Annotated in this window: 2 protein-coding genes; both read right to left on the bottom strand. The window is 58.9% G+C overall.

Features of this window, described 5'->3' with window-relative positions; genetic code table 11:
* Window positions 1-119: 119 nt before the first annotated feature.
* Window positions 120-803 carry a YoaK family protein gene (locus tag APA10_RS11810; protein WP_003618716.1) on the bottom strand — a complete coding sequence of 228 codons (684 nt, stop codon included), beginning with the start codon at window positions 801-803 and terminating at the stop codon, window positions 120-122.
* A partial coding sequence (locus tag APA10_RS11805; RefSeq protein ID WP_035367767.1) for a cation:proton antiporter occupies window positions 803-1,780 on the bottom strand: 978 nt, incomplete at its 5' end. The genes APA10_RS11810 and APA10_RS11805, both read right to left, overlap by 1 nt.

Raw genomic sequence — 1,780 nt, 5'->3', positions numbered from 1 at the left:
TTTGGGGGGGAAGCTGAATGTCGGCTGTCAGGCATGAAAATCTGACCTGACCGAGAGGCAGATTCGCATCATAAACGCGTTACGTCCTGCGTCTGATCCTGACCTGTCAGACAGGGTGTTCAATTATCGTCCTGCCCGGAACGCTCCGTTTTCCAGATATCCCGGTATAGAAAGACAAGGAAAGGGACGGGCCAGAGGAACGGAAAACTACCGTGCAAGGCCAGTCCCGTAGCGGCGGCCATCACGCCTGCCAGAAAAGCCCCCCACGAAAGTAGCGGCAGAAAAATGCTTCCTGCGATAGGGCGAATGTTCCTGTCCGGCGCAATCCATGACGCCATCCATTCCGCAATTCCCGATGCGGCTTTTAACAGGTTTGTCGTCACGACGATCGTGGGCATGGGCGTGCCGGAGAATTTCGCGATCGTTTCGCCCTGCACGGCCAGAAGTGCCGGAAGCACGAGAAATTCTCCCCAGTAACGCAGGGACGATCCCTGAACCGCCTGCGCCAGAACCATGAAGATCGTCATGACCATGACCCCGCAAGCTGGCGACCATAACAGCCGCATCAGGCTGGCCAGAATAGCGGCAAGAAAAAATACGCCCAGCACACCCATCAGAAGCAGGCCGTGCTGCCAGTTCCCACTGATAAACGAGGCGCCCATATGCGTGGTATTGCCGGTCATCGCGCCGGCAAAGACACCGCTCAGATCGACGAAACTCAGGGCATCCACATAGCCTGCGACAAGCCCGAGAATGAGAACCCGCCGGGCGGAAATCGAGACCGGGAGAAGGGAGGAGGGCATTATTGCGACCGGGAAGCGATTGACGGATAGAGCCTGCGGGCGACCCGCTCCATGGTCAGACCCTGCACGATGATGGTGAACACCACGACACCATAGCAAACAGGGAGTAGCAGGTCGCGCAGGTCTCCGGGTGGTAGGCCAAGCGCCAGAGAAACCGAGATGCCGCCACGCAGGCCGCCCCATGTCAGGATACCGAGAACACGGCCCCGTTCCCACTGCCGGAGATGAACCGGCAGGGTGGAGAACAGCACGCTCAATGCCCGCACGGCAATAGACAGCGGGATCACGGCAAGCGTCGCCAGCACCGTAAACAGATGCGGCGTGATCTCCAATATTTCAAAGCCAATGAGCATGAACAGGAGCACGTTCAGCACTTCGTCAATCAGCGTCCATGCAATGTCGAGTTCCTTGCGGGATACTTCATCGAAAACGGAATGGCTGTAACTGGTTCCGAAACATAGTCCGGCCACGACGACGGCAATCGCTCCGGACATCCCCAGCTGATTGGCGATGCTGAAGGTTCCGGTCGCCAGAGCCAGCGAGGTCAGCAGATCGATATGCGGGTCACGCTGCGCCTTGAGCACACGAAGCGCGATCCACCCGGTTATCGCTCCAAGAAGACCACCACCGAGCGCTTCGCGGCAGAAGCTCATGGCAATCTCAGAAGCGCCCACCTCTTGACTGTCTCCAGTCGCCAGCCCGATCGTCACACCGAAAATGACGACGCCCACGCCGTCATTGAACAGGCTCTCGCCCGCAAAGACGGCTTGTAGCGGTCCTGGCAGTCCCAGACGTTTCAGCATTCCCACGACCGAAACCGGGTCTGTCGGAGCGAGGATAGCGCCGAGCACGATGCACCATGTAAAGGGAACGGCATGGCCCAGCAGCGGGAAAACACACCACGCCGCGACCGCCAGAAACGCCACGGCCAGAACGGTTCCCAGAATGGAGAGAGCGGTCACAGACATCAGCTTTGC

Source organism: Acetobacter pasteurianus subsp. pasteurianus LMG 1262 = NBRC 106471 (assembly GCF_000285275.1).
Lineage (GTDB): Bacteria > Pseudomonadota > Alphaproteobacteria > Acetobacterales > Acetobacteraceae > Acetobacter > Acetobacter pasteurianus.
This window is presented reverse-complemented; position numbering and strand designations above follow the sequence as displayed.

What these genes read in the sequence shown, in the direction of transcription:
- APA10_RS11810 (WP_003618716.1), bottom strand. Translation starts at nt 803, where the DNA reads ATGCCCTCCTCCCTTCTCCCGGTCTCGATTTCCGCCCGGCGGGTTCTC.